General features: G+C 63.0%; 28 protein-coding genes. 20 read left to right on the top strand and 8 right to left on the bottom strand.

Annotated features, from left to right (window positions below; all coding sequences use genetic code 11):
• Positions 1-4 precede the first annotated feature (4 nt).
• From pgi to X907_RS11450, 17 genes are all read left to right on the top strand, one after another.
• Complete coding sequence (gene pgi / locus X907_RS11535) at positions 5-1,540, top strand: glucose-6-phosphate isomerase (protein WP_127568154.1); 1,536 nt, start codon at positions 5-7, stop codon at positions 1,538-1,540.
• A gap of 39 nt (positions 1,541-1,579) precedes the next feature.
• A complete protein-coding gene (tkt, locus tag X907_RS11530; RefSeq protein ID WP_179951435.1) occupies positions 1,580-3,565 on the top strand; it encodes a transketolase in 1,986 nt (661 codons plus the stop codon).
• A gap of 37 nt (positions 3,566-3,602) precedes the next feature.
• On the top strand, positions 3,603-4,100 hold the full coding sequence (ruvC, locus tag X907_RS11525; protein WP_127568150.1) for a crossover junction endodeoxyribonuclease RuvC: 498 nt from the start codon (positions 3,603-3,605) through the stop codon (positions 4,098-4,100).
• On the top strand, positions 4,097-4,756 hold the full coding sequence (gene ruvA, locus X907_RS11520; protein ID WP_127568148.1) for a Holliday junction branch migration protein RuvA: 660 nt from the start codon (positions 4,097-4,099) through the stop codon (positions 4,754-4,756). The genes ruvC and ruvA overlap by 4 nt, the downstream gene beginning before the upstream one ends.
• Before the next feature lie 145 nt (positions 4,757-4,901).
• Positions 4,902-5,933: a Holliday junction branch migration DNA helicase RuvB gene (gene ruvB / locus X907_RS11515; protein WP_127568146.1), complete on the top strand. Its 1,032-nt coding sequence runs from the start codon at positions 4,902-4,904 to the stop codon at positions 5,931-5,933.
• Positions 5,930-6,367 carry a tol-pal system-associated acyl-CoA thioesterase gene (gene ybgC / locus X907_RS11510; protein WP_127568144.1) on the top strand — a complete coding sequence of 146 codons (438 nt, stop codon included), beginning with the start codon at positions 5,930-5,932 and terminating at the stop codon, positions 6,365-6,367. The genes ruvB and ybgC overlap by 4 nt, the downstream gene beginning before the upstream one ends.
• A 130-nt stretch (positions 6,368-6,497) precedes the next feature.
• Entirely contained in the window at positions 6,498-6,818 is a 321-nt protein-coding gene (locus X907_RS11505; protein ID WP_127568142.1) for a helix-turn-helix domain-containing protein, read from the top strand.
• Positions 6,811-8,052 carry a type II toxin-antitoxin system HipA family toxin gene (locus X907_RS11500; RefSeq protein ID WP_127568140.1) on the top strand — a complete coding sequence of 414 codons (1,242 nt, stop codon included), beginning with the start codon at positions 6,811-6,813 and terminating at the stop codon, positions 8,050-8,052. Before X907_RS11505 ends, X907_RS11500 begins: the two co-directional genes overlap by 8 nt.
• 198 nt (positions 8,053-8,250) lie before the next feature.
• Positions 8,251-8,904 carry a MotA/TolQ/ExbB proton channel family protein gene (locus tag X907_RS11495; RefSeq protein WP_127568138.1) on the top strand — a complete coding sequence of 218 codons (654 nt, stop codon included), beginning with the start codon at positions 8,251-8,253 and terminating at the stop codon, positions 8,902-8,904.
• Positions 8,905-9,336, top strand: coding sequence for a protein TolR (gene tolR / locus X907_RS11490; RefSeq protein WP_127568136.1), 432 nt, complete (start codon positions 8,905-8,907; stop codon positions 9,334-9,336).
• Positions 9,337-9,358: 22 nt separating this feature from the next.
• Positions 9,359-10,195 (top strand): cell envelope integrity protein TolA, encoded by an 837-nt coding sequence (locus X907_RS14460; RefSeq protein ID WP_170175544.1) that lies wholly within the window; start codon positions 9,359-9,361, stop codon positions 10,193-10,195.
• A 305-nt stretch (positions 10,196-10,500) separates the two neighbouring features.
• Positions 10,501-11,856 (top strand): Tol-Pal system beta propeller repeat protein TolB, encoded by a 1,356-nt coding sequence (gene tolB, locus X907_RS11475; RefSeq protein WP_127568132.1) that lies wholly within the window; start codon positions 10,501-10,503, stop codon positions 11,854-11,856.
• A 114-nt stretch (positions 11,857-11,970) separates the two neighbouring features.
• A complete protein-coding gene (gene pal / locus X907_RS11470; protein ID WP_127568130.1) occupies positions 11,971-12,483 on the top strand; it encodes a peptidoglycan-associated lipoprotein Pal in 513 nt (170 codons plus the stop codon).
• A 246-nt stretch (positions 12,484-12,729) separates the two neighbouring features.
• Positions 12,730-13,593 carry a tetratricopeptide repeat protein gene (locus X907_RS11465; RefSeq protein WP_127568128.1) on the top strand — a complete coding sequence of 288 codons (864 nt, stop codon included), beginning with the start codon at positions 12,730-12,732 and terminating at the stop codon, positions 13,591-13,593.
• On the top strand, positions 13,584-14,864 hold the full coding sequence (gene tilS, locus X907_RS11460) for a tRNA lysidine(34) synthetase TilS (protein WP_127568126.1): 1,281 nt from the start codon (positions 13,584-13,586) through the stop codon (positions 14,862-14,864). Before X907_RS11465 ends, tilS begins: the two co-directional genes overlap by 10 nt.
• Before the next feature lie 159 nt (positions 14,865-15,023).
• Positions 15,024-16,961 carry an ATP-dependent zinc metalloprotease FtsH gene (gene ftsH / locus X907_RS11455; protein ID WP_127568124.1) on the top strand — a complete coding sequence of 646 codons (1,938 nt, stop codon included), beginning with the start codon at positions 15,024-15,026 and terminating at the stop codon, positions 16,959-16,961.
• Between the two features lie 41 nt (positions 16,962-17,002).
• A complete protein-coding gene (locus X907_RS11450) occupies positions 17,003-17,305 on the top strand; it encodes a DUF167 family protein (RefSeq protein ID WP_233352328.1) in 303 nt (100 codons plus the stop codon).
• Here X907_RS11450 and X907_RS11445 read toward each other — a convergent pair.
• Both X907_RS11445 and X907_RS11440 read right to left on the bottom strand, forming a co-directional pair.
• Complete coding sequence (locus X907_RS11445; RefSeq protein ID WP_127568120.1) at positions 17,274-17,774, bottom strand: hypothetical protein; 501 nt, start codon at positions 17,772-17,774, stop codon at positions 17,274-17,276. The two genes, X907_RS11450 and X907_RS11445, sit on opposite strands and share 32 nt — an antisense overlap.
• Positions 17,775-17,814: 40 nt before the next feature.
• Positions 17,815-18,291 (bottom strand): hypothetical protein, encoded by a 477-nt coding sequence (locus tag X907_RS11440; RefSeq protein WP_127568118.1) that lies wholly within the window; start codon positions 18,289-18,291, stop codon positions 17,815-17,817.
• Between the two features lie 432 nt (positions 18,292-18,723).
• Here X907_RS11440 and X907_RS11435 point away from each other — a divergent pair, with 432 nt between their 5' ends.
• A complete protein-coding gene (locus tag X907_RS11435) occupies positions 18,724-19,146 on the top strand; it encodes a hypothetical protein (protein WP_127568116.1) in 423 nt (140 codons plus the stop codon).
• Between the two features lie 3 nt (positions 19,147-19,149).
• Here the strand turns inward: X907_RS11435 and X907_RS11430 are convergent, their stop codons facing one another.
• The 3 genes from X907_RS11430 to X907_RS11420 are packed head-to-tail and all read right to left on the bottom strand — an operon-like array spanning position 19,150 to position 21,013.
• Positions 19,150-19,590 carry a flagellar basal-body protein FlbY gene (locus X907_RS11430; protein WP_127568114.1) on the bottom strand — a complete coding sequence of 147 codons (441 nt, stop codon included), beginning with the start codon at positions 19,588-19,590 and terminating at the stop codon, positions 19,150-19,152.
• Positions 19,590-19,913 carry a rod-binding protein gene (locus X907_RS11425; protein WP_127568112.1) on the bottom strand — a complete coding sequence of 108 codons (324 nt, stop codon included), beginning with the start codon at positions 19,911-19,913 and terminating at the stop codon, positions 19,590-19,592. The genes X907_RS11430 and X907_RS11425 overlap by 1 nt, the downstream gene beginning before the upstream one ends.
• A complete protein-coding gene (locus X907_RS11420; RefSeq protein WP_127568110.1) occupies positions 19,913-21,013 on the bottom strand; it encodes a flagellar basal body P-ring protein FlgI in 1,101 nt (366 codons plus the stop codon). The genes X907_RS11425 and X907_RS11420 overlap by 1 nt, the downstream gene beginning before the upstream one ends.
• A 237-nt stretch (positions 21,014-21,250) precedes the next feature.
• On the opposite strand from X907_RS11420, the gene X907_RS11415 reads away from it, so the two are divergent.
• Complete coding sequence (locus X907_RS11415) at positions 21,251-21,673, top strand: flagellar assembly protein FliX (protein ID WP_127568108.1); 423 nt, start codon at positions 21,251-21,253, stop codon at positions 21,671-21,673.
• A 159-nt stretch (positions 21,674-21,832) separates the two neighbouring features.
• A complete protein-coding gene (dksA, locus tag X907_RS11410) occupies positions 21,833-22,264 on the top strand; it encodes an RNA polymerase-binding protein DksA (protein WP_127568106.1) in 432 nt (143 codons plus the stop codon).
• Positions 22,265-22,267: 3 nt separating this feature from the next.
• Here the strand turns inward: dksA and X907_RS11405 are convergent, their stop codons facing one another.
• The 3 genes from X907_RS11405 to flgH form a co-directional block, all read right to left on the bottom strand.
• Complete coding sequence (locus X907_RS11405) at positions 22,268-22,663, bottom strand: hypothetical protein (protein ID WP_127568104.1); 396 nt, start codon at positions 22,661-22,663, stop codon at positions 22,268-22,270.
• Positions 22,647-23,090 (bottom strand): hypothetical protein, encoded by a 444-nt coding sequence (locus X907_RS11400; RefSeq protein ID WP_127568103.1) that lies wholly within the window; start codon positions 23,088-23,090, stop codon positions 22,647-22,649. Before X907_RS11400 ends, X907_RS11405 begins: the two co-directional genes overlap by 17 nt.
• A gap of 87 nt (positions 23,091-23,177) precedes the next feature.
• Positions 23,178-23,981, bottom strand: coding sequence for a flagellar basal body L-ring protein FlgH (flgH, locus tag X907_RS11395; protein ID WP_127568101.1), 804 nt, complete (start codon positions 23,979-23,981; stop codon positions 23,178-23,180).
• Between the last annotated feature and the right edge of the window lie 11 nt (positions 23,982-23,992).

Genomic DNA, 23,992 nt, shown 5'->3' with positions numbered 1-23,992 from the left:
CCCGATGGATATTGCCCGACAGCTAGACCCCCATGTGAAGCGCCTTGCAGGCGAACCGCTCGGCGCTCTGGTGCGCGCGGGCGGCGGGCGTGATGCTGCCCTGCAATGGCAGGCCGGACCCATTGCGCTGGATGCCCGCCATCAGCGCCTGGATGCGGACGCGATGAATGCGCTTTTTGCGCTGGCTGACGGCGCGGGCTTTGATGATGCCCGCAAGGCTCTCTTTGCGGGGGATGTCGTCAATCCGACAGAGGGGCGTCCCGCCCTTCATGCGGCGCTGCGGGATGCCTCCGCGCTAAAAGACCGTGATTATGCGGCACGTATCGAGGCAGCACGGGCGCGCACGGCGGCCTTTGCCCGTGCCTGTCAGGGCGCGGACGCGCCCGGCGGCAAGCCGGTCACACGCATCATCAATATCGGTATTGGCGGGTCTGATCTCGGACCCCGCCTGGTCTACAGCGCCATGAAGGCGTTCCGCCGCGAGGGTGTCGATCTGCGTTTTGTGTCCAATCTGGACCCGGCAGACCTTGAGGATGCCGTTGAGGGCGCGGACCCCGAAACGACGCTTGTCTGTGTCACGTCAAAATCCTTCACCACCTCCGAAACGCTGATGAATGCGCGCGCCGCCAAGGCCTGGCTTGCGGCAAACCTTGGCGAAGACGGGGCCAATGCCCGCATGGCCGCCGCCACCGCAGCGCCGGGCAAGGCTGAAGGCTTCGGCATCGCGCCGGCGCGCATCTTCCCGTTCGAGGAAGGCGTGGGCGGGCGCTATTCCTTCTGGTCGGCGGCCGGGCTGTGTCTGGAGATCGCGCTGGGGCCGGACGTGTTTGCCCGCATTCTTGAGGGTGCGCGCCAGATTGACGAACACTTCGCAACAGCGCCGGCGAAAGACAATCTGCCGCTCGCCAAGGCGCTGATCGATGTGTGGAACCGGGCCGGGCGCGGCCTGCTGGCGCGCTGCGTGGCGGCCTATTCAACGCGTCTGGAGCTTCTGCCCGCCTATCTGCAACAGCTGGAAATGGAGAGCCTCGGCAAGCCGGTGCGCCTTGATGGCTCGGCCCTGCCTGCCCATTCCGGCGGTCAGCTGGTCTGGGGTGGCAAAGGGTCTGACGTCCAGCACTCCTTCTTCCAGTGGCTCCATCAGGGCGTGGACGAGGTGCCGGTAGACTTCATTGCCGTTAAAACGCTCTACACCAGCGATGACGAGCGGGCAAAAGCGCTGGGGGCCAATCTGGTCGCGCAGAGCGCAGCCCTGCTCGACGGCCATGAAGGCGAGGGCGCGCTGGCCGCGCACAAGACGCTGCCGGGCGGGCGCGCGAGTTCCGTCATCATGCTCGAACGCCTCGACCCGGAAGGGCTGGGGGCGCTGATCGCTCTCCATGAGCACAAAGTGTTTTGCGAAGGGCTGGTCTATGGCCTCAATCCGTTCGACCAGTGGGGGGTGGAGCTGGGCAAGCTGCTGACAAACGACCTCCTGAAAGGCAATCACAGCCGGTTTGACGCCGCCAGTCTTGACCTTGCCCGGCTATTCAGGCTTTGACCCCGCCATACCCACGACTCTCACCAGAGGCCCATCCCCATGACCGCTCCCGATCTTGACCGTATCCGTCCGATGGCCAATGCGGTCCGGGCCCTGTCGATGGACGCAGTGGAGAAGGCCAAGTCGGGCCATCCGGGCATGCCGATGGGCATGGCCGACGCGGCGGCGGTACTCTGGGGCAAGCATATCAAGTTCGATCCGGCTGATCCGCAATGGCCCGACCGGGACCGCTTCGTGCTGTCGGCGGGCCATGGCTCCATGCTCATCTACTCCATCCTGCACCTGATCGGGGTGGAGGGCGTGACGATGGACGAGCTGAAAAACTTCCGTCAGTTCGGCTCCAAAACGCCCGGCCACCCGGAGTTTGGCCATACGCCCGGCGTGGAAACCACGACCGGCCCGCTGGGGCAGGGCATCTCCACCGCTGTCGGCATGGCGCTGGCCGAGCGCATCCTCAATGCGCATTTCGGCGATGCGCTGGTCGATCACCATACCTGGGTGATCGCGTCGGACGGCGACCTGCAGGAGGGGATCAGCCAGGAAGCGATCTCGCTGGCAGGCCATTTGAAACTGAACCGCCTCATCGTGCTGTGGGACGACAACTCCATCTCCATCGACGGCTCCACCGAGCTGTCCGACACGGTCGATCACAAGACGCGCTTTGAAGCGGCGGGCTGGGACACGCTCAGCGTGGATGGCCATGATCCGGCCGCGGTCGACGCGGCCCTGACCCGCGCAAAGGCCAGTGACCGCCCGGTCCTGATCGCCTGCCGCACCACGATTGGTTTTGGCGCACCGAAAAAGGCGGGCACTGCCGGTTCGCACGGCTCGCCGCTGGGCGCGGAAGAGATCGAAGGCGCAAGGAAGGCGCTCGGCTGGGAGCACGGCCCGTTCGAGGTGCCGGAAAACATCTATGCTGACTGGCGGGAGATGGCTGTGCGCAGCGCGGCTGACCGCAAGGCGTGGAATGAACGTCTGGCGGCATCGAATGTGCGCGATGCCTTCATGGCGCGCATGACTGGCGGCGTGCCCAAGGCCGCGCAGGAAGCGCTGAAGAACCACATCGCCAAGCTGGTGGCCGAAAAGCCCAAGCTCGCTACGCGCGCCGCGTCCGGCAAGGTGCTCGAAGCGATTGCGGCGGACTATCCCGCGCTCATTGGCGGTTCGGCAGACCTCACGGGCTCGAACCTGACCAAGGCCAGCTCGCAGGCCATCATCAAGTCTGACGATTTCTCCGGCGGCTATATCCATTACGGCGTGCGCGAGCACGGCATGGCCGCCGCGATGAACGGGATGAGCCTGCATGGCGGGATCACGCCCTATGGCGGCACCTTCCTGATCTTCTCCGATTATTGCCGCCCGGCCATCCGCCTGTCTGCGCTGATGAACCAGAGCGTCATCTATGTGCTGACCCACGATTCCATCGGGCTGGGCGAAGACGGGCCAACCCACCAGCCGGTAGAGCATCTCTCCGCCCTGCGCTCCATTCCGGGCGTTGAAACCTGGCGGCCCTGCGACGCGCTGGAGACAGCCGAAAGCTGGGCCTGCGCGCTGGAACGCACGGACGGTCCGGCCATCCTTGCCCTGTCGCGTCAGGGTGTGCCGCACTTGCGCGAGGATGACGGGTCGCAAAACCTCTCCGCGCGCGGCGCCTATGTGCTGCGCGAGGCCGAAGGCGGTGCGCCGCAAGTGGTGCTGATCGCCACCGGCACCGAAGTGGAACTGGCCGTGCAGGCCCGTGACATGCTGGCGGAGAAGGGCGTGAAGGCACGCGTGGTTAGTGCGCCCTCTCTGGAGCGTTTCTTCAAACAGGATGATGCCTATCGCGCCTCGATCCTGCCGGACGGCGTGCCGTGCGTGGCCGTGGAAGCGGCCATACGCTGGGGCTGGGATGCCATCATTGGCCGCGAGGGCGGATTTGTCGGCATGACAGGCTTTGGCGCATCGGCTCCGGCTGAGCAGCTCTACGCGCATTTTGGCATCACGGCGGAGCGTGTCGTCGAGGAAGCGCTGAAGCGGGTCTGACGCTCGAAGGGCGGGGGCAATCCTGTATGCTCGCCCGATGAGCCAGACGATTCGCATTCTTGGCATTGATCCGGGCCTTGCGGCCACCGGATGGGGCGTGATCGACCAGACCGGTACGCGCCTGTCTCTGGTGGCCCACGGCGTCATCAAGGCGCCGGTGAAAGCGCCCTTGCCCGAACGTCTCGAAGCGATCTTTGCCGCTGTCGAGGCACTGGTAGCCGAGTACTGCCCCCATGAAGCGGCGGTAGAGGACCAGTTCGTCAGCGCGAACGCAGGGACAGCCCTCAAGCTCGGTCAGGCGCGTGCAGCCGCGATCCTGCCTGCCGCGCGGGCGGGGCTTAGTGTTTCCGAATACGCGCCGCGTCTGGTGAAGAAGTCTGTCGTCGGCACCGGCGCGGCTGAGAAGGGGCAGGTGGCCGCCATGATCGCCGTCATCCTGCCGGGCAGCCGCGCCACGGCGGACGCCGCTGACGCGCTGGCGGTGGCGGTCTGTCACGCGCATCATCGCGGCATCAAAACAAGGCTTAGCGCATGATCGGGATGCTGAACGGGGTTGTGATCGCGCTGGGCGATGAGGATGCCGTCATCGATGTGGGCGGGGTCGGGTATCTCGTCTCGCTTGGCACTCGCGCGCGCTCGCGCCTTGAGATCGGCACCGGCATCACCCTCCATATCGAGACCTATGTGCGCGAGGATGCGCTGCGCCTGTTCGGCTTTCTGACCGAAGCGGAACGTGCCTGGTTCGTCCGCCTGCAGGGTGTGCAGGGTGTCGGCGCCAAGCACGCACTGGCGCTTCTGGATGCGGTTTCTGCCTCTGGCATCGAGACGGCGGCGGCGCTGGGCGATGCATCGGCTTTCGAGCGCGCCAAGGGGGTGGGTAGAAAGCTCGCTGAGCGCATTGCGGTCGAATTGAAGGGCAAGGCCCCGCCCGCGCGCCGGCGCTCCCAAAAGGGCGCTGAGAGCCTTGTAGAGGCCTTGTCCGACGGCGAGGCTCCGGCGGCCTCCAGCGCGCCCGCAGCCGCTCCCGAAACCGAAGAGGATGACGCCCGCGAAGTGGCGATCAGCGCGCTCACCAATCTGGGCTATGGCGAGAGCGAAGCGCGCCACGCGGTAGCGCTCGCCATCACCGCCAACCCCCAAGCCGGCGAGACCATGCTGATCCGCGCGGCGCTTAAGGAGCTGGCGCGGTGAGGGGCGTTATTTTGTTTTTCTCCCCCCGTTCACGGGGGGAGTGGCCTGAAAGGCCGAGGGGGGGATTGTTCCGAATAGCTCCCCCCTCCGTCTCGCTGACGCTCGACACCTCCCCCGTAAACGGGGGAGGAAAGGGGCCACTGACATGACCGAGGCAGACCGCATCATCTCAACCGAACCCGCGCCGGGGGACGGACGCGACAAGGCGCTGCGGCCCTTGAGCTTTGACGAGTTTGTCGGGCAGCGCGCGGCCATCGACAACCTCAAGGTCTTCGTAAGCGCCGCCGCCAGCCGCGGCGAAGCGCTCGATCACGTCCTGCTGTCGGGTCCGCCGGGGCTGGGCAAGACCACGCTGGCGCAGATCGTGGCGCGTGAGCTCGGCGTCAATTTCCGCGCCACCTCCGGCCCTGTGATTGCCCGCGCGGGTGATCTGGCTGCGATCCTGACCAATCTGGAAGAGCGCGACGTGCTTTTCATAGATGAAATCCACCGCCTGCTGCCGGTGGTGGAGGAAATCCTCTACCCCGCCATGGAGGATTTTGCGCTCGATCTCGTGATCGGCGAAGGGCCGAGCGCGCGCACGGTGCGCATCGATCTGCCACCCTTCACTCTTGTTGGCGCAACCACGCGGGCGGGCCTTCTGGCGACGCCCTTGCGTGACCGGTTCGGCGTGCCCGTGCGGCTGGAATTTTATGGCGAGAAGGAACTGACCAGCATCGTCGCCCGCGCCGCCGGGAAGCTCGGCGCAGCCATTGAACCCGATGGCGCACGGGAAATTGCGCGGCGCGCCAGAGGCACGCCGCGCGTGGCAGGCCGCCTGCTGCGCCGGGTGCGCGACTTTGCCGAGGCCGATGGCGAGACGAGCATTTCCGCCAAGGTCGCAGACCTGGCTCTGAAACGCCTTGAGGTGGATGAGGTGGGCTTGGACAGTCTCGACCGTCGATATCTGCGCGTCCTCATTGAAGGCTTTGCCGGCGGGCCTGCCGGCGTGGAAACGCTGGCGGCTGCCTGCGCCGAGGCGCGCGATGCGCTCGAAGAAGTGGTCGAACCCTTCCTCATCCAGCAGGGCTTCATCCAGCGCACGCCAAGGGGCCGCATCGCCGCCCCGCGCGCCTGGACACATATGGGGCTGGAGCCGCCGCGCTCTTCGCCGGACCTCTTTGGAGGCGATAAATGAGCGCGCCGGAGGCCGGCGCCTGGCAGGGCGGCGCGCATTATCTGCCCGTGCGGGTCTATTACGAGGACACGGATTTTACCGGCATCGTCTATTACGCCAATTATCTCAAATTCTTCGAGCGTGGGCGTACCGACGCGCTGCGTACGGCAGGCATCAGCCATGCAGACCTGCTCAAGGCCGATCCGCCATTGGGCTTTGCGGTGCGCAAGGTCACGGTGGAGTACCACGCGCCTGCCCGCATCGATGATGCGCTGATGGTCGAGACCCGCTTTGCCAGCCTCTCCGGCGTGCGCATGCAGATCGAACAGGTAATCACGCGCGGCGGGGTTTTACTCGCCAGCGCCGAAGTGGAAGCGGTCTGCATCGACCTCAAAGGCCGCCCCAAGCGCCTGCCTGCGGGGCTTAAAGAGGCGCTGGAGAAGACGGCGGGATAGCGTTGATACGCTAAGATATATATCTGATGCGTCGTGATATATAAAAACATATAATTCTTGGGGCCAGCGCTCAGCATGTGATATGCTTTGATAAATCATATTGGCGTATCGATATGTGAAAGCAGATCAAATGTCGTATCTCCTGGAGAAAATCGCTGCCCGCCTGAAACAGGCGCGCGAGGAAAAAGGTCTTAGCCAGCGGGCTCTGGCCCAGCTTACGGGCGTGCCGCAAAGCCATATCTCGAAGATCGAGAGCGGCGCGGTCGATATTCGGCTTTCAAGCCTTGTCGAGATCGCGCGTACGCTGGAGCTGGAGCTGGAGCTGGTGCCGAGACCGGCTCTTCCCGCCGTGCAGGCGATTCTCCGCTCCCGCCGCAACGAGGCCGCCCACGCAGGCGCTGGGGCCGTCTCGCGCCCGCAATACCAGCTGGAGGCGGGCGGCGATGACTAGGTCAGGCGCTTTCCCGTCCATATTGAGCGTCCGGCTTTATGAGCGCGAGATCGGCACGCTGACCCATCTGGGCGGCGACCGGATGCTCTTTGCCTTCACTGAAAACTATATCGGGGATGAAAACCGGCCGACGCTGAGCCTTGGCTTCAAGGATGCGTTCGGCGGTGTGTTCAGCGATTTTGTGCCGACGCAGACACGCGCCCTGCCATTCTTTTCCAACCTCCTGCCCGAAGGACATATGCGCGCCTATCTGGCAGGGCGTGCGCGCGTTAATCCGGTGCGCGAGTTCCCGCTGCTCAAAGCGCTGGGCATGGACCTTCCCGGCGCCGTCACCATCGTGCCGGCAGGCGGCGAGCTGTTTGACGGCGATGACGCTTATGAAGAGGCGCGAGGCAGGCCGGCTAACGGGCCATTGCGATTTTCGCTGGCCGGCGTTCAGCTCAAATTCTCGGCTCTGCTGGAAGCGCGTGGCGGTCTCACCATCCCGGCCAGCGGTCAGGGCGGCAACTGGATCATCAAGCTGCCCTCTCGCGAGTTTGAGGACGTCCCTCAGAACGAGTTTTCAATGATGAGCCTTGCCGCGATGGTGGGGATCAATGTGCCGCCGGTCCGGCTGGTTGATGTCGGCGATATTGAAGACCTGCCCGAGGGCATCGGCCTGGGCGCTGACTTTTTCAGGCGTAAGGCGTTTGCCATTGAGCGGTTTGACCGCGCCGCTGACGGATCGCGTGTCCATATCGAGGATTTTGCGCAGGTTTTTGGGCTTTATCCGGAAGACAAATACAAAAACGCTTCCCTGCGCCGTATCGCCCAGATCATCGGCATCGAGGCGGGCAATGCCGATGTGGCCGAGTTTATCCGCCGCCTGACCTTCAACGTGCTGATCGGCAATGCCGACATGCACGTCAAGAACTGGTCCCTGATCTATCGCGATCAGAAGACGGCGTCGCTCGCACCAGCCTATGATTTCGTCTCGACGATTGCCTATATCCGCGATGAAAACTTTGCTCTCAAATTCAGCCGCACCAGCCGGTTTGGCGGATTTGATGCAGACGAGCTTGCGCATCTGGCCGCCAAAGCTGAACTGCCTGAAAGGCTGGTGCTCGACACTGCTCGCGAAACGGCGGCGCGCTTCCGGGAGGTCTGGACAAAAGAGAGCGCGCATCTGCCGCTCAGCCAGCGCGTCAGAGGCGGTATCAACGATCATCTCGCGGTTCTTCCGCCGCTGGCGTGAGGGCTCTCCTGCGGAGCGCGTCCACTGCAAATCCAAACGCGTCCTTAACCCTTCCTCCTTCAAATCGCCCCAATCGGATCAGAGAAAGCCTGCCGGGAACAGATGAGGGCGGGTTTTGAGCGTGTCAGGCTTGGCGAGAGTGCTGCTCGCCGCTAAGCAACGCGCTCATCCGTTTGCCGGGAGTGTGAGGGAGCCGTCATGGACAGCGTTGCCGTAGAGCTGGCCCAGCCAGCGCAGGAACTGACTATCTTCTACCTTTTCATGCGCGCCGACATCATCGTGAAGGCGGTGATGGGCATCTTGCTGTTCATGTCCGTCTGGTCGTGGGCCGTGGCCATCGAGAAATTCCTGCAGTTCCGCAAGGCCGCCGCCCAAGCCGCCCGGTTCGAGGATGATTTCTGGGCTGGCGGCTCGATTGATGACCTCGCCAACCGCTATGCGCGCAATCCCAAGGACCCGTTCAGCCGGGTGCTGGCCGCCGCGCTGCGTGACTGGGACAGCTTCTCCGTCTCGCGCTCTGGCGGGGCAGAAGCCAACCGGGAACTGACCCGGATGGAGCAGGGGCTTGGCATTCTCGCCATTGTCGGCTCCTCGGCGCCCTTTATCGGCCTGTTCGGTACGGTGTGGGGGATCATGAACTCCTTCCGCTCCATCGCCGCATCGCGCGACACCAATCTGGCCGTCGTGGCGCCGGGTATCGCCGAGGCCCTGTTTGCGACGGGTCTGGGCCTGGTGGCCGCCATTCCGGCGGTGATCTTCTTCAACGCGCTCTCCTCGCAGCTCGCCAAGTATGCGGTGCGCCTGGAAGGGTTCGTGGACGATCTTTCCGCGCTTGCAGCCCGGGAGAGTTAGATGGCCGGCAATGTGGACATGGGCGGCCGCAGGACCGGCCGCCGCTGGAAACCCAAGGCAGAGATCAACATCGTCCCCTATGTGGACGTGATGCTGGTGCTGCTGATCGTGTTCATGGTCGCCGCGCCACTGCTGACCGTGGGCGTGGACGTGAACCTGCCCGATACCGAAGCGCGGGCGATGACCACGTCGGAAGAGCCGCTGACCATCACGATACAAGCCGATGGCAGCATCTTCCTGCAGGAAACGCGCGTCAGCTTTGAAGAGCTGGTGCCGCGTCTGGAGGCGATCTCGCGGACGGGGTCGCAGGCGCGCGTCTATATCCGCGCCGATGAGGCCGTGGGCTATGGCGAGGTCATGCGCGTCATGGCGCGCGTCTCCTCGGCTGGCTACGCCAATATCGGTCTTGTTACCGATCCTTTGAACCAGTAGCAGGGAAACGCTTTTTAGCCCGATGCGCTCGTTTGCCAGCTTCATCCTATCGCTGGTGCTGCACCTCTCGCTGTTTGCGAGTGCGTTCATCTATTTCCCGCGCTCGGCCAGCCAGCTCGACGGTGAAAGCGTGCTGGTTCCGGTCGAGCTGGTCACGCTGGCCGACATCACCAATATCCGCGCTGCCGCGCCCGATCCGGTGCCGGAGCCTGAACCGGACGTGATCGAGCGCCCGCAGCCGGTCGCGCCGGAGCCCGAGCCCGAGCCGCAGGTCTCCGAGCCTGAACCCATTCCGCTGCCGCCCACCGAAGAGCCGCAACCCGAGCCGGAACCCGAACCGCAGCCCGAGCGCGAGCCTGATCCCGTTCCGCCGCAGCCCGAACCCCGGCCAGAGCCGCAGCGTCCGCAGCCACGTCCCCAGCCGCAACAGCAGCAGGGGCTGGATCTGGATGCGCTGTCCACGCTGGTCGACCGTTCGCGCCAGCAGAGCGCGCAGAACCGTCCTGCAGAGCAGGGGGAGACCCGGCAGGGCGCAGGCGCGGGCACGGCGATGACAGCGACCATGGCGGACCTGTTCCGCAGCCAGACTTCGCGTTGCTGGCGCGAGCCGTCCGATGCGCCGGACCCGGCCTCCTTGCGCGTATCGGTGGAGGTGCAGCTGGAGCGTGATGGCAGTCTTAGTGCGCCGCCGCGCCTTGTTGACGCCAATCGCGTGCTGGGCTCGCCCAACCCCTATATGCGTCTTGCCGGCGAGCGGGCGGTGCGGGCGGTCATCGAATGTGCGCCCTACACCATGCCTGCGGGCCAATATCAGCAATGGCGCCGCATTACGGTCAATTTCGAGCCGTCAAATCGATAGTGTGATAGGACCTGTACTCATAAAGGGTTTGGAGCGTGATATGGGTGAAAATCGTTCAATATCAGGAGCAGGCCCGACGGAATGGTTTCCCCCTTTCGAGGGGCTGCGACGTAATAGTGGACGATTTTCGCCATACCCCGTCGGGGCGCGGCAGATTTCCCCCCTGACGACGTCGAGCCGTCCTTGTGGAGGAGTGCTCCACGGCGGACGTCTCTCCTTTTCAGGCGCGAAATCTGCTACGCGTCACGCCCGAAACCTTTATGAGTGCAGGTTCTACCCCCGTACGAACGACAGGAGCTAAATCAATGCGTGTTCTGGCCCGGCTAGCCGCCCTGTTTGCCATGATTGCAGCGCTTGCGGCGCCTGCGCTTGCCCAGTCGGGCAGTCCGCTGGTGGTCACCGTCACGGACGGCAATGTCGATCCCTTCCCCATCGCGATTACCGACTTCATCGCGCAGGACGCGCAAAGCGCCGAGACGGGCGCTGACATTGCGCGGGTGGTGACCAATAACCTGGCCAATTCGGGCCTGTTCGCGCCTGTGTCCCAGGACGCCTTCATCGAGGACATCACCAATATCGATCTGCGTCCCCGCTTTGCTGACTGGCGCATCATCAACGCCTCCGCCCTTCTGGTAGGCCGGGTCAGCATTGACGAGCAGGGCCGGCTTCTGGTGGCGTTCCGCCTTTGGGATACGGCTGCCGAGCAGCAGATTCTCGGCATGCAGTTCACATCGGTGCCGGAGAACTGGCGCCGCCTGGCCCACAAGGTGTCTGATGCCGTCTATGAGCGTCTGACCGGCGAGAGCGGGTTTTTTGACACCCGCATTGTCTATGTGTCCGAAGGTGACGGGCCCAATGGCGAGCCGACGCGCCGTCTGGTCATCATGGATCAGGACGGAGCGAACCCGTCCTTCCTGACCGACCGCTCCTACATGGCGTTGCTGCCGAACTATTCGCCGACCAGCCAGCAGATCACCTATGTGTCCTTCCGTGACCTGCAGGCGACCAGCTATCTCTACGATCTGCAGACCGGCCGTCAGGAAGCGCTGTTTGACAGCAGCAATGCGGCTATCACGGGCGGCGGCCAGTCGCTCTCGGCGCGTTTCCACCCCAATGGCCGCGAGCTGGTGATGTCGGTGGAGCGGCGCGGCCGTCACGATCTTTACGGGTTCGATCTGCGCACGCGGGCCCTGCGTCAGCTGACCAGCAATCCGTCGGACGATACCGAGCCGACCTATTCGCCCGATGGCCGCCAGATCGCCTTTGCCTCCAACCGTTCAGGCCAGCCGCAGATCTATGTGATGAACGCCGATGGCACCGACCAGCGCCGGATCAGCTTCGGGCCGGGCCGCTATACCAGCCCGGTCTGGTCCCCGCGCGGCGATCTGATCGCCTTCATCAAGCAGCAGGGCTCGATGTTCTCGCTGGGCGTGATGCGTGCCGATGGCACTGGCGAGGAACGAATTCTCTATGACGGGTATTTTGTAGATACACCCGCCTGGTCCCCGAACGGACGCATGTTGCTGTTTACACGCGGCGACTACTCCGCGACGGGCACGCGCTATTCGATCTGGAGCGTGGATCTGGGCGGGTTCAATTTGCGGCGCCTGCCTACCCAGGGCGCCGCGTCCGACGCTGCCTGGTCGCCACTTCTGGACTGAAACAGCGACGGAAAATAGTTCGCTAATCCATATCGATTCACCGTCGAATGTGGTGTATGGAGAACTCGGTCGTGCAGGCGTGCTGCACGGACACTATTGAGGGACATTGCTCCAATGAAACTTGCTCCGTTCGCTGCTCTGGCAGCGTGCAGCCTTCTCGTCACCGCCTGCGCCAGCCGCCCGGATGAAACCCCGGTCGTGCCGGAAACCAATACAGGCGGCACCACCACCGACACCCGCACCACGGGTCCGGTGCCTGGTTCGATCGCGGATTTTGAACAGAATGCGGGCGACCGTGTTTTCTTCGGCCTCGACCGTTCGGATCTGGATAACGCCTCGCGCGAAACCCTGCGCCGTCAGGCCGCCTGGCTTGCCCAATACCCGGGCACGCGCATCCTGATCGCCGGCAACGCCGACGAGCGCGGCACCCGCGAATACAACCTCGCGCTTGGCGCCCGCCGCGCCAACTCGGTCCGCGACTTCCTGGTCAGCCAGGGCGTCGATGCGTCGCGCATCTCCACCGTCTCTTACGGCAAAGAGCGTCCGACCTGCACCCAGTCGACCGAGTCGTGCTGGGCCCAGAACCGGAATGGCATCACTGTCGTAACGTCTGGTGCGGTGTCCTAGTCAACGGCTTGCCCGTTGCTACTGCGGAGCTTGAAGGCTCGCCAGCATGACCGGCCCGGTCGTGCTGGCGAGCCTTTTATTTTTCCGGGGCCAGTAACGGGTCTGTCACAGGGACCAATGACAGGGGCGCGTTTATGCGCTGTGCCGTAATTTCGCCCCTTGCATTCGTCACGCTGCCCACTTGACCCTGCGCGGCCAACGCGCGATCCCGGTTACCCGGATTTTTTGTTGTTCAGAGGTGATGGCATGCGCTGGCTCGTTTCTCTCCTGATTGGTTTCGGTCTCCTTGCCGGGACCGCCCACGCCCAGTCCAGCCGGGCGCTGACGATGCGCATGGATGCCATCGAGGCGCGTCTGAACGAAATGCAGCAGCAATCGCTGGCAGGCGATCCTGTGGCGGAGAGCCTGCTGATGCGCGTTGAGGCGCTGGAGCGCGAGCAGCGCAGCCTGACAGGTGAGCTGGAAACACTCACTTTTGAGAACCGGCGCCTGCGTCAGGAAGTTGACCGGCTCAACACCGCCATGCGGCGTATGCTGGCTGGCGAGGACGGCGAGCTGGCGATAACCGAGCCGGGCGATCCGCATGCGGATGCGCGGGCTGCGGCAACGCGGCCCCTGAGCCTTCAGGGCAGTAATCTGCCGGCCGCGCGGGCAGACGCCGATGCCGCACAGGCGTCATCCGGCGGCGCAGATTCAAGCCGCGACCGGGCCTCCTCCGCCCCGTCTGATCCGGACGAGGCGTTTGCCAGCGCACGTGCGCGCCTGCTGGATGGTGACTTTGCCGGTGCGCAGGAGCGCTTTGCCGGCTTTGTCGAGGTCCATGACGGTCACCCGATGACGGGTCAGGCCTGGTACTGGCTTGGCGAAACCCATTTTGCGCAAGGCAATTATCAGGACGCCGCCGATGCCTATATGGCGTCCTTGCGTGCTGACCGCCGCGGTGAACGCGGGCCGGACGCTCTGGTGCGCCTGGGTGCCTCGCTTCATGCGATGGATCAGAGCGGCGCTGCCTGCAATGTGCTCGGCTCTTTCGGGCAGGAATATCCCAATGCCAGCGCAGAGGCGCGCCAGCGCGCCGAGCGTGAGCGCAGCCGTGCCGGGTGCCGCTAGACACTGACCTTGCTGCAGGCGCGCGCGCTGTCGCGCGCCTGTGCCCGTCCGGGCCTCTGGTGCTTGCGCTCTCGGGCGGTGGCGATTCCATGGCGCTCGCCTGCCTGATGGCGGATGTGGCCCGTCAGGCTGGCCGCGATTTTCACACCTTGACCGTAGACCACCGCTTGCGGCCCGAAAGCGCCAGCGAAGCGGCGTTGACGGCACGGCGCGCCGAGGCGCTGGGCGCGACAGCCCATATTCTGGTCTGGAATGCGCCGGCACCGGGGCAGGCGGCGGCCCGGCGCGCACGCCATGGCCTGCTGGCCGATGCTACGCGGGGTCTGGGCGCAAACCGGCTGTTCCTCGCCCACACGGCGGACGACGTTATCGAAACACTGCTGATGCGCCTGTCGCGCAAGGAGGCAAGCTGGCGAGCGCTTGCGGTGATGGGTGAGCTGAGCACCAGCCCGGCCTGGCCGGAAGGGCGCGGCGTCAGCCTTGCCCGCCCGCTGGTGCGCGTGGCGCGGGACGAGTTGCGCCAATGGCTGAGCGCACGGGGACAGGCATGGGTGGAGGATCCCTCCAACACCAACCGGGCCTTTGAGCGTGTACGGGTGCGCGCCGCCGCACCGCCGCCTGCAAGCCCGGCGGGCAGGCACCTGCTTGCGCTTAATGAGGCGGCACTGCGCACGGATGGCCGCCTGAGGCAGCTGGCGCATCTCCGTATCAGGGCGGGCGCTGACATCCTGCCTTGGGGCGCGGTGGGGCTGAATGCAACGAAGTTTGCCGGAGGCTCGCGAGAGGTGAGCTTACGGGCGTGCGAGGCGCTGATGCTGGCAGTCAGTGGCGAACGCGCCCTGCCGGGGCCGGATTGTGTTTCCGGCCTGCTGGAGGCCTTGCTGGCAGGCATCCCGTTCAGTGCTGGCGGGGTCATGTTGACGCGTGAGGGCGTGATGGGGCGCGATCCCGGCGCTGCCGCAGGCCGCGCGGACGGCCATGGGGGTGCTGCCGCGCTGCATGTGGCACCGGGTGATTGCGGCGTGTTTGATGGCCGGATGCTGGTATGCGCAGGATCAGAACCGCTGACCGTGCAGCCCTTGCGGGCGCAGAACCGGCCAGTCCCCGATGTGCCTGCCCGATTGCGGCCATCTCTGGCGGTTATCAGTGGCGGTGGCCAAAGCGTGATTGCCGGACTGGATACGCCGCCCGGCGATGGCGCGGCTGGCGCGTTGATTGCAGACCGGCTGGACGCCTTGCTGGGTGTGTCCGCATACGGCACGGCAGGTTAAAACACTGTATGATGTGCGGCAGCTGGACGCGCAGGGCTGGCGAAATCGTGTGCGCCGTCCAATATTGATGTTGACGTCCCACGCTGGCTGCTGCCGCGTGTCTGGCCGGGACTGACAGGACTTGAGGCGGGCGCATGGGCCCGGCGGAAGGATAAGTAAATGAATTTGCGTAATATTCTGGTCTGGGCAATCCTGCTGGTTCTGCTGGCTGCCTTGTTCAACATCCTCCAGGGTCCGCGCCCGGCCGCGCAGACCAACGAGATGACCTATACGCAATTCATGGACAATGTGGAGGCGGGCCGCGTCCGCGAGGTGACGATTGAAGGCCAGTCGGTCACTGGCGAGCTCAGCGGCGGTCAGGCTTTCCGTACCGAAGTGCCGGCCGATGCGCGCGTTACCGATGCGCTGCGGGCCAATAATGTCCAGATCACCGCGCGCGCCCCGTCCGAAGGCGGCATGAATCTGTTCGGCATCCTGCTGAGCTGGTTCCCCATGCTGCTGCTGATCGGGGTGTGGATTTTCTTCATGCGCCAGATGCAGGGCGGCGGCAAAGGCGCGATGGGCTTTGGCAAGTCGAAAGCCAAGCTCCTGACCGAAAAGACCGGCCGCGTGACCTTTGATGATGTGGCCGGCATTGATGAAGCCAAGGAAGAGCTCGCCGAGATCGTCGAGTTCCTGAAAGATCCTTCCAAATTCCAGCGCCTTGGCGGCAAGATCCCCAAAGGCGCGCTGCTGATCGGCCCTCCGGGTACCGGCAAGACGCTGATTGCGCGCGCCGTGGCCGGTGAGGCCGGGGTGCCCTTCTTCACCATCTCCGGTTCCGACTTCGTGGAGATGTTTGTGGGCGTTGGCGCGAGCCGCGTGCGCGACATGTTCGAGCAGGCGAAGAAAAACGCGCCTTGCATCATCTTCATCGACGAGATCGATGCGGTCGGCCGGTCGCGCGGTGCGGGCCTGGGCGGTGGCAATGACGAGCGCGAGCAGACGCTCAATCAGCTCCTCGTGGAGATGGACGGGTTTGAGGCCAATGAGGGCATCATTCTGATCGCGGCCACGAACCGCCCCGACGTGCTGGATCCGGCGCTGCTGCGTCCGGGCCGGTTCGACCGTCAGGTCGTGGTGCCGAACCCGGACATCACGGGCCGCGAGAAAATCCTCAAGGTCCATATGCGCAACGTGCCGCTGGGAACGGATGTTGATCCCAAGGTGATCGCGCGCGGCACGCCGGGCTTTTCGGGCGCTGACCTCGCCAATCTGGTCAATGAGGCCGCATTGCTGGCAGCGCGCCGCAATCGCCGCCTGGTCTCGATGGCCGAGTTTGAAGAGGCCAAGGACAAGGTGATGATGGGGCCGGAACGCCGCTCCATGGTCATGAGCGAGAAGGAAAAGACGCTGACCGCCTATCACGAGGCCGGTCACGCCATTGTGGCGCTGCGCGTGCCTGCGGCTGATCCGGTCCACAAGGCGACGATCATTCCGCGCGGGCGGGCGCTGGGTATGGTGATGCAGCTGCCGGAAGGCGACAAGCTGTCCATGACCCATCAGGAAATGACCAGCCGTCTGGCCATCATGATGGGCGGGCGTATTGCCGAGGAGCTGAAATTCGGCAAGGAGAATGTAACCTCCGGTGCCGCTAGCGACATCCAGCAGGCGACACGCCTTGCCCGCGCCATGGTCACCCAGTGGGGCTTCTCCGAAGAGCTTGGCCCGATCGACTACGCCGACAATCAGGGCGATGTCTTCCTCGGCCAGCAACTGGTCCAGCAATCGCGCACCGTCTCTGCCGAGACGGCGGCCAAGATCGAGCGCGAGGTGAAAGGGCTTGTCGAGGACGGCCTCAACGAAGCCCGCCGCATTCTCACCGATTATAACAAGGACTGGGAAGCCATCGCGCAGGGCCTGCTCGAATACGAGACGCTCTCCGGCGAGGAGATCAACGATCTGCTCAACGGCAAGCCACCGGTGCGCAATACCGATGTTCCTGCCAAGGGCGAAGGGCCGTCCACGCCCGACAGCGCCGTACCCGTCATCGAGGATGAAGACGAGGACGACGTGACCGCGCCCGGCGGGATGGAGCCCCGGCCCGGCCCGGCCTGAGGCTCTTGAACGCGGACTGGATAACTGACGAAGGCGAGGGAGTGATCCTTCGCCTTCGTGTTACGCCCAAGGCCTCAAAGGATGCGGTCGAAGGCGTGGAAACCGGCGCCGACGGGCTGGCTCATCTGAAGGTCCGCGTGCGCGCCGTGCCGGACAAGGGTGCAGCCAATGCCGCCGTTCTGAAATTGCTGGTGAAGAGTCTGGGTGTGCCGAAATCGGCGCTGGAACTGGTGTCAGGGCAGACCTCGCGGGTGAAGGCGGTGCGCGTTAAGGGCCTGCGTTGTGTGTATGGTGAAAATGTAAAAATTATTTCTAACTTAAATAAAAAATGTAAACAGATATAGATGATAATACAAGAATCTGAAAAAGATGAAGAACTAGAATGCTAATATTTGAAAGCATTGATGTTGCATTCTTGCGCTTTTCTATGTCTGCAAGTAGTCCTTCAACGGCCTTGGCTTTGGCATCTTTTCTTCCAGTAATGGACTCAATGTATATCTTTGCTTCATCTCCGATTATGCGACCGGGCATATTGTTTATTCGTTCTATTCTATATTGATCTGCATAAAAATTCAACGAGAGAACCGTTGTATATAGGGCGCCCAACAGAAGCAAGCCGCTAATAACTATAGATGCTAAAAGCCAAAATAGTGGAACATCAACATCTGCTGATGTTGCCGAGCTCGATAAAATTGTTAATATTGCTATATAGACTGCAGATATTGTGCCAGATACCCTCGCAAAATTAACCGCAGTATCAAACCATTTCTGTAAATTTTTCGCGTCTGTTTCTGAAAAGGAAGCTGTTTCCATTGTGTTAACACCCATTAATTATTGAAAATTAACGGCTTTCTCACGGATTTTCTACGCAAAAATATATGTATAAGCTATCCATGTCAAGAATTGCTTGTTTTATGTGATTGAATTCGACGTATTGAGTTCCATTTGCTCGGTGAATGTCGGTGATCGAACGAGAAAGCTGTTCGCCGACGTAATTCGATATAATTGTAGCTGCCACCATAAATCTGATGCGGCCTTTTGGGCTGAGTTGGCTAATATGCCTTAATACCCGGTTATTCGCTGCTGGGCTTGCTTTAATGTTATACTTTGATGCTAAGTACCTAAATGAAACATAGCACTGCCGTCTTGAATACGCGCTTTGGTGGATGGCGTATGACCTCTTGTCAATATAATTATTTAAGTCTTCTTGCAAATATTGGTGTGGACGATTCTTGTCTAATTTTTCAGACGGGTCAATTATTTCGACAAATCTGCGATTAAGCAGATTGTCGGTTTTTTGCAATTCTTCAAAAATGCTTTTTCCGGCCATTTTTTTGATGCTCCCAATTTCCTATGCCATATAAATATTTTTGTAAAACTCCGTCAATCACGGAACAGGTCGCAGTATCGTAGAGTGAGGCTTAGTGCTTACTCAGTTCCGAACGCTGCGAATTTGGTAGGCGGTTGTATGAGGTGGGAATCCTACGCTGAACGAGAATAGAGGGCTCAAAGGGTCGCTTGCAGCTAAGGGAGAGATTGATTCATAACTGATGCCTACAATCTGTGTTTTTCGTCGGCCGCCGTGGCAGCTTTTTCGGAAACAACACTATCGGGCTGGCTGATAGTGTGGCGAGGTCGGATAGCTGGGCGCGGTAATACGCAGGCTGCCGCAATGGGAGAGATGCAGTTTTGCCTCACAAATCCGTTTGCCTGCCGCTCGCGTATAATGGCCACAACACCCTTTCATAGCCGGGAATGACCCATGCCCGATCTGCCCTTGCCCTGGATGCTGGCCGCCACCGCTTCTGCAATCGGCGCCCTGATGGGATTGATGAGCCTAGCCGTGCCGCGCTGGGGCGCGAACGTCGTGCGTCTGGCCCCGGCACCCGATCTGAAGGGTGGCTGGGCGGAATTCCGCTCCAGCTATGGCGGCGCGCTGGTGCTGGCCCATGGCGCGGTCCTGCTAACCCTGTCGATGAGCGCTCAGGCCGGGTCCGGTGCGGTCATGGGGGCGAGCTTCGCCGTCGGGCTTTACTGGCTGGGGATGGCGATAGGCCGGGCCATTTCGATGGCTGTAGACGCCGATCAGGGCACGCGCACACGCTATAATGCCGCCGCTATCGGGTTTGAAACGGTGATGGGCCTCGCGCTGTGCGCCCCCTTTATCGCCCATCTGGGCGGGTAGGGCTCAGGCGCTCTGATTGACCACGATGGCGCCGATCTGGCCTGAACGCGCCGATCGCGGGCCGTAGCCGGCGTTCTCAGATTTCTGGCGGACGGCTTCGTCGGCAATGGACTTGACCAGGCCTTCGGTGATGTCTTTCAGCACCTCTACCACGAGGCCATTGCGCTGCACGGCAGCTTCCAGCTTTTCCACATTTGACCGCAAGGATGCCTTCAGAGACGGCTCCAGTCCTGCGAGGCGCTCCGGATCGCCAGCGGCCAGCTGGGTTTCGCGCCGGTAGATATTGGCCAGCTGCATCTTCTCGTCCTGCAGGTCGAAGGCCTTGTGCGGCTGGCGCGCCTCGAAATGCGCGGTCTCGGTGTCAAACAGCTCGGTCAGCCGGGCCGTCAGGCGCACCAGCGCGGCAGCGCGTTCGGCGGGGGTGTTTGCAGCCAGTTCACTCATTAGCGGGCTCCTGCTTCCTGAAGGCGCAGAATTTCGCGGGCAAGGTCATCGGCGAGACCAATGCCGCCTGCGCGCGCCATCACCTTCGCGTATTCTTCATTGAGCATGCCCCGGAAGGCGCTCTCGCCGGCACCGCCGCCAAACATCTCGCTCTGGGTGCTCTCGCCCATCATCTGCTCCACGAGCTGGGCCAGGAAGACCGCCTCGAACTCTTCGGCGACACGGCGAGCCTGTTCGGCATTGGTGATGCCGCCCGTGCCTGGCAGGGAGGGTTCGCGGGTCTGAAAAGCGCCCTGAACCTGACTGGCGAGGAAGTCATCCATCACAGCACCTCGATCTCGGCCTGCAGCGCGCCTGCCGCCTTGATGGTCTGCAGGATGGTGATCATGTCGCGCGGGGAGACACCCAGCGCGTTCAGGCCATCGACCAGCTCGCGCAAGGACACTGTTCCGTTCAGCACGCCGAGCTGCATGGAGTCTTCCTCGGCGGTGACCTGGGTGCGCGGCAGCACAACCGTCTCGCCTTCGGAGAAGGCGCCGGGCTGACTGGCTATCGGGGTCTCGCTGACCGTGATGGTGAGATTGCCTTGTGCGATCGCGACCGTGGACACGCGCACATTCTCGCCCATCACGATGGTGCCGGTGCCTTCATCGATCACCACGCGGGCGCGCATGTCGGCGGCGACGCGAAGCTGCTCCACATCGGCGACCAGGCTGACCATGTCGCCCCGGAAGCTGGCCGGGCGGTTGACCACGACCGTTGCCGGATCGGTGGCATGCGCTGTGCCGGTGCCCACATAGGCGTTGATGGCGTCCGCCATGCGGCGCGCCGTTGTGAAATCGGGATTGCGCAGGGCGAGACGGATTTCGTCCCGGCTGGCGAGGTCAAAACGAAGCTCGCGCTCGATGATCGCGCCGTTGGAGATGCGGCCATTGGTCGGCACGCCGCGCGTGATGCTGGCGCCTGCGCCCTGAGCGGCAAAGCCGCCGACTGCGATGGAGCCCTGCGCCACGGCGTAGACCTGACCGTCCGCGCCCATCAGCGGTGTGGCGATCAGAACGCCGCCCTGCAGGCTGCTGGCATCGCCCATGGCCGACACGGTGACATCCATGCGCGAGCCTTGCGTGGCAAACGGCGGCAGATGCGCCGTCACCAGTACGGCGGCGACATTGCCGGTGCGCAAATCGGCATCGCGGATATTGACGTTGAAGCGCTCCATCAGCGAGTTCAGCGACTGGCGGGTAAAGGCCGCGTTGCGCAGCGTGTCGCCGGAACCATCAAGGCCGACCACCAGGCCGTAGCCCACAAGCTGGTTCTCCCGGACGCCCTCGATGTCGGCGATGTCCTTGATGCGTGGATTGGCATGCGCCGGCGCGAGCAGCGCCAGGCAGAGGGCAGTGGCAATCAAAATCCGGGTCAGCATCGTGCGCGGTTCTCCGCATTGGGTGTGTTTCGCGCATTAACCATGCGAATTCCGTGCCAAGGTGGTCTCCGCTAACACATTGATATATTGTGCCTTGGCCGCAGGCGCCCGGCGGCAGAACACGCGCACGGCCGACGCTGCCGGGAAGATTTTGCCGGGCGCGCGAAGCGGTTTAAGGGACTGTTAAGCAAGCTTAAGCAATTTGGCTCATATGTTCCTGTCGAAGAGGCATGACCGATGAAAATCAGCGGTCCGGGCAGCACCCAGGGGCCGAGCGCTCCCAAACGCACCAGCCGCACACAAAGCGGTTCGGGCAGCTTCGCGCCTGCCTCGCCGGCATCTGCGCCGGCATCGTCCAGCGTTGCGGGAACCGGGCCGGTTGCGTCGGTCGGATCGGTCGAGGCGCTGCTGGCGCTGCAGGGCGATCATGACGAGGCCGGAGCCCGCCAGCGTGCTACCGAGCGCGCCTTCACCCTGCTGGATGTGCTTGATGATCTGAAAATCGCGCTGCTTGAAGGCGGTGTGCCGCGCTCCAAGCTCGTCCGGCTCATGGACGTGCTGAAGGCGCGCCGCGAGTCGGTGTCGGACCCGCGCCTGGAAGCCATGCTGGACGAAGTTGAGACGCGCGCGGCGGTCGAACTGGCCAAATATGACGCTTGAATGACGAAGGCGTGGCCGTCTAGTCCTTGAAAGTCTTCATCTAATCGTATTGGCACCAAACTTGCGGTCTAACGGTTATGCGCCGTTGACTTGATGAGTTGCGCCGATATTCTCCGCCGCGCTCATGGGCAGGGGCGTGAGCGTCATGGAGGCGGGCGTATGAGCGCATTTGAATCCAAGATCGAGCTGCCTGAGGGGTATCGTCCCAGCGAGGACGAGGACTTCATGAACCCGCGGCAGAAAGAGTATTTCCGCCGCAAGCTGCTTGCATGGAAAGACGAAATCCTGCGTGAGAGCAAAACGACGCTCTACGCCCTGCAGGAAGATATTGGTGCGCTGCCGGATCTGGCTGACCGCGCTTCGACTGAAACCGACCGTTCCCTGGAACTTCGCGCCCGTGACCGTCAGCGCAAGCTGATCTCCAAGATCGACTCGGCGCTGCGCCGGATCGAGGAAGACACTTACGGGTATTGCGACGAGACGGGTGAACCGATCTCGCTGGCGCGTCTGGATGCGCGCCCGGTAGCGACGCTGAGCCTGGAAGCCCAGGAACGCCATGAGCGCTCCGAGCGTGTCCACCGCGACGACTGATATTCAGTCGATCCCGCGCGCGAAGCGCTCTGCATCGGCCCAGTTGCCGAAGGCACGGGCCTTGAAGCCGGCTTTGTGGAGTATTTTCGTCATATAGGCGGCGTGCATCATGTTTGATGCGTGGTACACGTAGCTGAAGCGCACATGGGCGGGCATGTGCCGGACGAACAGATCCCCGACCCTGATGAATTCTTCCAGCTTATGTTCCAGCTGGCACTGGCTGTAATCGAGTATGACGGCATCGCGGTTCTCGCGCACGACGCGCTCTGCCAGGCGCTGCGCGTTGACGAGGCTGTCTTTCAAGCGGTGGGTACCGATCAGCCGGGCGCAGAAGACATTTGCGCCTTCCAGCTCGAAGCGTTCGATGCTGAGGTCAGAACTGTCAGGCGCTTCGGGCATGAATATTCAGGCCTGCGCGCCGGGCATCGGCGGCTAGCTGGGCCATGGCAATCTGCTGGCGTGCCCAGGCAATGGCAGGCCGGTGGGTGGCGAAGGGTTCGGTAATGATCCCCTTGCGGGTCAGTGTGCGCATCAGCGTGACGACGAAGCCGGCGTGCTGGCGGGCCAGCACATAGGCAACCGGAAAGCCGGCTGGCAGGCGGCTCGCCACCCGTCCGGCCAGCGTGCCGATCTGGAAAGTGTCATGGGTGTAGACCATGCGCCGGTAATCGAAGATCACCGCATTTATGCCGCCCTTTGCGACCCGGTCGAGCAGCATGCCGCCCCGGTCACGGCTCAGATCTGGCCGGCTGACACCGAATATGCGCACATACATCAGCCCTTCAGGCTCCAGAATACGCGTAATGTATGAGAAACGCCCGGTCATTCAGCCCCCCTTCGAGCTTGCGCCCGGAGACTATCCTAGGGGCCGAATGGTGAGCAAAGTGTTAGCATTTTGCGGTTAACGGGCGGTCTAGAAGGGCCAGAGCAGGTTGTATATTTCCTGGCCAACGGGCGGGCGCTGCATCTCGGAGATATGACCGCGACCACCGTAGGAAATGCGTGCCTCGGCGATCTTGGAGTGGTCGATCGTGTTGTCCGATGCGATGTCCTGCGGGCGCACAATGCCGGAGATCAGAAGCTCGCGCACCTCGTTATTGATCCGCACTTCCTGACGGCCATGCACGATCATGTTCCCGTTCCACAACACGTCCACCACGATGGCGGCGGCCGTCAGGCGGATGGTCTCTGAACGGTTCACCGAGCCATTGCCGCGCGTGGAGGTGTTGGATCCCATATTGACCAGGTTGGCCGGGTCAATCGCGTCGTTGAAGAAGCCGTCGAGCGCCGCTTCGCCGCCAAAGAAGTTCGAGATACCCGAATTGGTTGCCGTAACGCGTGAGCGGTTGGTCTGGTTGTTCAGCTGGGCACGGTCGGCAATGTTGATGTTGACGGTGAGAATGTCGCCCACACGTGCCGCACGCGGATCGCCAAAGAAGGTCGAGGAGTTGGACCGCCACAGCGAGTTCAGATTGCCGCTATCGTTCTGGCGGGCGGCGATGGCGGCCTGCAGGGCTTCCATCTGACGCTGGCCGGATGCGCCGTGCTGCTCGGTGATGCCCACCCCGCGAATGGCCGCATCGGCAGAGATGGGCGACAGGGGTGGCGGCTGGCCGATATAGCTGGCGCGGTCGCGTACGGCGCAGGCGCTCATGGCAGTAAGGGCGAGCGCGCAGACGCCGAGGCGGGCAAGGCGCGTCAGGTGGGTGCTGGGCATGATCGTCGTCT

This window comes from Glycocaulis alkaliphilus, assembly GCF_004000605.1.
GTDB lineage: Bacteria > Pseudomonadota > Alphaproteobacteria > Caulobacterales > Maricaulaceae > Glycocaulis > Glycocaulis alkaliphilus.
Note: the sequence above shows the minus strand (reverse complement) of the source record. Positions and strands in the feature narration are given on the sequence as shown.

Coding starts and splice junctions, on each gene's coding strand:
- X907_RS11505 (WP_127568142.1), top strand. CDS start 6,498: ATGTCGTATCTCCTGGAGAAAATCGCTGCCCGCCTGAAACAGGCGCGC.
- X907_RS11425 (WP_127568112.1), bottom strand. CDS start 19,913: ATGGATGACTTCCTCGCCAGTCAGGTTCAGGGCGCTTTTCAGACCCGC.
- tolR (WP_127568136.1), top strand. CDS start 8,905: ATGGCCGGCAATGTGGACATGGGCGGCCGCAGGACCGGCCGCCGCTGG.
- ybgC (WP_127568144.1), top strand. CDS start 5,930: ATGAGCGCGCCGGAGGCCGGCGCCTGGCAGGGCGGCGCGCATTATCTG.
- ruvA (WP_127568148.1), top strand. CDS start 4,097: ATGATCGGGATGCTGAACGGGGTTGTGATCGCGCTGGGCGATGAGGAT.
- dksA (WP_127568106.1), top strand. CDS start 21,833: ATGAGCGCATTTGAATCCAAGATCGAGCTGCCTGAGGGGTATCGTCCC.
- pgi (WP_127568154.1), top strand. CDS start 5: ATGGATATTGCCCGACAGCTAGACCCCCATGTGAAGCGCCTTGCAGGC.
- X907_RS11445 (WP_127568120.1), bottom strand. CDS start 17,774: ATGGAAACAGCTTCCTTTTCAGAAACAGACGCGAAAAATTTACAGAAA.
- X907_RS11415 (WP_127568108.1), top strand. CDS start 21,251: ATGAAAATCAGCGGTCCGGGCAGCACCCAGGGGCCGAGCGCTCCCAAA.
- X907_RS11420 (WP_127568110.1), bottom strand. CDS start 21,013: ATGCTGACCCGGATTTTGATTGCCACTGCCCTCTGCCTGGCGCTGCTC.
- ftsH (WP_127568124.1), top strand. CDS start 15,024: ATGAATTTGCGTAATATTCTGGTCTGGGCAATCCTGCTGGTTCTGCTG.
- tkt (WP_179951435.1), top strand. CDS start 1,580: ATGACCGCTCCCGATCTTGACCGTATCCGTCCGATGGCCAATGCGGTC.
- ruvB (WP_127568146.1), top strand. CDS start 4,902: ATGACCGAGGCAGACCGCATCATCTCAACCGAACCCGCGCCGGGGGAC.
- X907_RS11495 (WP_127568138.1), top strand. CDS start 8,251: ATGGACAGCGTTGCCGTAGAGCTGGCCCAGCCAGCGCAGGAACTGACT.
- tolB (WP_127568132.1), top strand. CDS start 10,501: ATGCGTGTTCTGGCCCGGCTAGCCGCCCTGTTTGCCATGATTGCAGCG.
- X907_RS11500 (WP_127568140.1), top strand. CDS start 6,811: ATGACTAGGTCAGGCGCTTTCCCGTCCATATTGAGCGTCCGGCTTTAT.
- X907_RS11440 (WP_127568118.1), bottom strand. CDS start 18,291: ATGGCCGGAAAAAGCATTTTTGAAGAATTGCAAAAAACCGACAATCTG.
- X907_RS11400 (WP_127568103.1), bottom strand. CDS start 23,090: ATGACCGGGCGTTTCTCATACATTACGCGTATTCTGGAGCCTGAAGGG.
- pal (WP_127568130.1), top strand. CDS start 11,971: ATGAAACTTGCTCCGTTCGCTGCTCTGGCAGCGTGCAGCCTTCTCGTC.
- X907_RS11430 (WP_127568114.1), bottom strand. CDS start 19,590: ATGAGTGAACTGGCTGCAAACACCCCCGCCGAACGCGCTGCCGCGCTG.
- flgH (WP_127568101.1), bottom strand. CDS start 23,981: ATGCCCAGCACCCACCTGACGCGCCTTGCCCGCCTCGGCGTCTGCGCG.
- X907_RS14460 (WP_170175544.1), top strand. CDS start 9,359: ATGCGCTCGTTTGCCAGCTTCATCCTATCGCTGGTGCTGCACCTCTCG.
- ruvC (WP_127568150.1), top strand. CDS start 3,603: ATGAGCCAGACGATTCGCATTCTTGGCATTGATCCGGGCCTTGCGGCC.
- X907_RS11465 (WP_127568128.1), top strand. CDS start 12,730: ATGCGCTGGCTCGTTTCTCTCCTGATTGGTTTCGGTCTCCTTGCCGGG.
- X907_RS11435 (WP_127568116.1), top strand. CDS start 18,724: ATGCCCGATCTGCCCTTGCCCTGGATGCTGGCCGCCACCGCTTCTGCA.
- X907_RS11405 (WP_127568104.1), bottom strand. CDS start 22,663: ATGCCCGAAGCGCCTGACAGTTCTGACCTCAGCATCGAACGCTTCGAG.